Source organism: Acidobacteriota bacterium (assembly GCA_003225175.1).
Classification (GTDB): Bacteria; Acidobacteriota; Terriglobia; order Terriglobales; family Acidobacteriaceae; genus Gp1-AA112.
On record QIBA01000083.1, the window covers coordinates 1 to 3411 of the forward strand.

3 protein-coding genes are annotated in these 3411 nt (G+C 30.3%); all 3 read left to right on the top strand.

All coding sequences use genetic code 11. The features are described 5' to 3' along the window. The first annotated feature begins 1351 nt into the window (after positions 1-1351). The 3 genes from DMG62_21755 to DMG62_21765 all read left to right on the top strand — a co-directional run bounded on the left by DMG62_21755 (position 1352) and on the right by DMG62_21765 (position 3056). Positions 1352-1624 carry a hypothetical protein gene (locus tag DMG62_21755; GenBank protein PYY20821.1) on the top strand — a complete coding sequence of 91 codons (273 nt, stop codon included), beginning with the start codon at positions 1352-1354 and terminating at the stop codon, positions 1622-1624. Between the two features lie 84 nt (positions 1625-1708). Continuing rightward, a complete protein-coding gene (locus DMG62_21760; protein PYY20822.1) occupies positions 1709-2224 on the top strand; it encodes a hypothetical protein in 516 nt (171 codons plus the stop codon). A 154-nt stretch (positions 2225-2378) separates the two neighbouring features. Beyond that, the gene (locus tag DMG62_21765) at positions 2379-3056 is read left to right on the top strand and encodes a hypothetical protein (GenBank protein ID PYY20823.1); all 678 of its coding nucleotides are present in this window, start codon (positions 2379-2381) and stop codon (positions 3054-3056) included. Positions 3057-3411: the final 355 nt, after the last annotated feature.

Here is a 3411-nt window from a genome sequence, read left to right on the forward strand (position 1 = left end):
GATCTTATCTAGTGATATCTATGATAAAAGTGGAATAAGTTATAATAATGATAAAAGTAACAATCAGAACAAAAGTGATAAAAATGTTAATTATGATAAAAGTGTTCTAATTGTGGCGCAGTATATGATGATCCATCATCAAGGTCATGTGTGATCACCTGATAACATCATATAAAAAAACTAGTGTTGGGTGCCGAAACCTATATATGCCGAAATAAATATGGATTTGGCAATAGTCAAAACCTAATTTTGGAATTATCATTTATATTCCGAAATCCCAAACCCGAAACTGATGCCAAAACCTGAAACTGATGACGAAATTCGAAACCGATGACGAAACCCGAAACCGATGATAAAATCCAAAATCGATGACAAAATCTGAAATTGATGCTGAAAGCCGAAACCAATGCCGGAACCTGAAACTTGTGTTGAAATCCAAAATTAGAGCAGAAATGTTTGCAAAACTCTAAAATTTTTTTAATATATTTTAATTTTTTATATTGTAATTTATTTACTATATAAAGTTAGTTAGTTAAACTTAAAATTAAAACTCATGATCAATTAAATTTTTTTGATACGTTACCTAATATTTATTTAGTATAGATAATTAACCCCCATACAAAGAATAAAATGTATAAAATCAGAAATGTAACATGTTTTTTAAATGTTTTTTTTTAAAAAAACTGTTCTTTGTATGTTTATTGTTCAATAAAAGTAGTAATGTCAGACGAAGTTATTGAACTAGAACAAAAAAAAAAAGGTGGAAGGCCACGCGCAATAATATGGAATTTTTTTACTGAAGGTCCAGATCAAGGTGATGGTCACCGGTCTGCAACTTGTTCTGCTTGTTCAACATCATGGCTACGGGGAAAAGCATCAACATTAGAACGTCATATCTTAATTGACTGCAATAAAGTTAATCCAGAAATTAAGGAAGCAGTGAGATATATTGTAGAAGCACGTGAAAAGTCTCCAGAAAATGTGACTGGAAAGAAACGAAATTCAAATGAGCAAAAAAACTTAGAAGATTTTTTTGAAACTCAAAGTTTATCTCAAGAGAAGAAGGCTAATATAGAAATATCACTTATTAAACTCTTCGTGTGTTGTGGACTTTCCTGGCGTCTTATTGAACACCCATTTTTTATTGATTTCGTTAAACAATTACGTCCATCATATGATCCACCTAATAGAAAAACTCTTTCTGGAAGTTTGTTGGATGATGAAATTCTTCGTGTTAATACAAAAGTTTATCGATTACTTGAAAAAGAGAGTAATCTAACTTTGGGTAAATAATTTTTATTTTTATTTTTAGATTTTAATTATATTTTATTAATAATTAATTTTTTTACATATGCATGCAGCGTTAGATGGTTGGACAGATCCGACAGGAAAATCTTTATGGAATTTTATACTCCATACTTCAGATGGAAAGGATATTCTTTGGCGCATACAGGATTTATCAAATCAAAGTCACACAGGTGAATATCTTGCAGAAAAAATTGAAGAAATTTTAAATGATATTGGAATTCAGAGATTTGCAGCAATAGTTACAGATGCTGGTTCAAACATTAATTTAGCACGACAAATTATTACTCAAAAATTTCCCCATATTCTCAATATCTGATGTATAGCACATTGTCTCAATCTAATTACCAAAGATTTTGTTAAATATGCATTTGCAACTAGAATTTTAAACTGGTCAAATGTAGTGACAGCTTATTTTAAAAAAAGCCATTTACCTCATAAATTTCTTGAAGATAAGATTAAAGAAAAGAATATTAAAGGAGGAGGTCTAAAAACATATATCCATACAAGATGGACCACAGCATATGAAATGCTTCAATCAATATGTCGGCTGGAAACATGTTTAAAAGAAGTAATAAACGAAAATCCAAATGTAATCACCAATGAAAATGTAAAAAATATTATAATGCGTAAAAGAGGGTATTTTCAAGATGTTCAAGATTTAGCGGCTATTATTAAGCCAATAAGAGATTTGATAATTCAGTTAGAAGGACAAGAAGCCAATCTTGCTGATTGTTTCTTTTCACTTGTACAACTGGAAGCCGCTATAAAAAATATGCCAGAATTAGATCATAAAATGTTTTATCGGCATTGTGTTGAAAGTTTTAATAATCGCTTTAATGAATTTGATTTTGACGAACATTTGCTTGCATATTATTTGCATCCTGAATATCAAGGTAAGCCAATTTTATTTTATTAATCAATTGTCTTCAAATGAATTATTTATTTATAACAATAAAAAATAATTATTTAACAGATATTCTTTAAATTTATTTAAAATCACTATAGGAACTGGAATTATTGAAACTCAATTTATTCGGATATGTACTACAGCGGCTACAATTTGGCAACAAATGATGAATATACCTGAAATTATGATTATGCTAAGGAAAAACAATCATAGTAAACGAAAAGCTGGCGAAGTGCTCATGTCACAATTACGTGATTATCAATTACACCAGCCTCCTTATAATACATCCTATATCCGTAATTTTGATGCACCTCTGAAATGGTGGAAAACTTGTCACGCAGATCCACCATATCTTCAATTCCTTGCAGTCAAATTGTTTTCAATTTCACCACATGCTGCAAGTTGTGAGCGTGTTTGGTCAATTTGTGGTTGGATTCATGGAACACGTCGTACAAGGCTGTTAGTGGAAAATCTTGATGCAATTGCGCAGATTCATTCCTATTATATTGCCAATAAATCTGAATTAACATATCATGGAATAGGAAAATCTGAAGAAGAAATTAGACAGGTTTTGAAAGATGCGGAACTATATGAAGATGAAGAAGAAGTAAACTTGGACGAAACTATGTTTAATGACCAGCCTAATGATGATTTAGAAGTAATTGCTGAAGAACCTTTGGAAATTGAGAAAATGTTGGATTTATCAAGATTTTTGCAAAATGCTAATGGAGATGATAATCGGGAATTAGAAGGTGAAATGAATGAACCAGTTGATTTGGAAGATTTTAATCAAGAAGAGGATTATAATCCAGCAGAACTAGCAGCAATGTTTTTGAAATAAAATGTAATTTTTTTGTTTATAATACGAATGTAAATAATGTAAATGAAATAAAGTTATCAGTAATAAACTAATAATTGAACCATTTAATTAAAAAGTAAATGCAAAGTTCGTTTTTATTTTTAATGTTTTATTTAGTTTTAGGATTTTGACTTTTAGACTTCGGCATCGGGTTTCGTCATCGGTTTCATCAGTTTCGGGTTTCGTCATCTAGTTCGGCCAAGCTATCCTGAAAAAAAAAAAATATATATTTTAAAACGAAATAAAAGAAGCAACTCCGTCATAAAACTTGTCCGCGGGAGAAAAAGTGGACAAAATTGTCCAAAATTTTATCGCTATACCTTATTGCCTGATTCTC

Excerpts from the sequence above, each read along its gene's own strand:
- DMG62_21755 (PYY20821.1), top strand. The coding sequence starts at position 1,352 with ATGCATGCAGCGTTAGATGGTTGGACAGATCCGACAGGAAAATCTTTA.
- DMG62_21765 (PYY20823.1), top strand. The coding sequence starts at position 2,379 with ATGATGAATATACCTGAAATTATGATTATGCTAAGGAAAAACAATCAT.